This window comes from Lysobacter sp. TAB13 (assembly GCF_052113885.1).
GTDB lineage: Bacteria > Pseudomonadota > Gammaproteobacteria > Xanthomonadales > Xanthomonadaceae > Lysobacter > Lysobacter gummosus.
This window is the reverse complement of the sequence record NZ_JBFRDR010000296.1, coordinates 1-401: the sequence shown is the minus strand read 5'-3', so window position 1 is coordinate 401 and position 401 is coordinate 1. Positions and strand designations below refer to the sequence as shown.

The 401-nt window shown below is 63.1% G+C and carries 1 protein-coding gene; it reads right to left on the bottom strand.

The features are described from left to right. Positions 1-401 (bottom strand): AAA family ATPase (locus tag AB4Y92_RS26250; RefSeq protein WP_441822288.1); only part of this gene is annotated, 401 nt, incomplete at both ends.

Here is a 401-nt window from a genome sequence, read left to right as displayed (position 1 = left end):
CTCATTCACCAGGGTCGCCAGATCGGCTCCCGAGAAACCGGGTGTTCCGCGTGCGACCGTCGCGAAATCGACGTCCGGGGCGATCTCGACGTCGCGCGCCGAAACCAAAAGGATCCGTTCACGGGCCATCTGGTCAGGTGCCGGCACGGTGATGTGCAGATCAAAGCGGCCGGCCCTCACCAGCGCCGGGTCGAGGACATCAATGCGGTTGGTCGCGCCAATGATGACGATGCCCGCGGACGACCCCAACCCGTCAAGCTGCGTCAGCAGCTCGTTGAGCGTGTTGGCGGAATCGTTTTCCACCGAGCTCGAGCCATCGGAGCGCCGCTTTCCCACCGAGTCGATCTCGTCGATGAAGAGAAGGCAGGGAGCGCGTTTGCGCAGCTGTTTGAAGATCGATC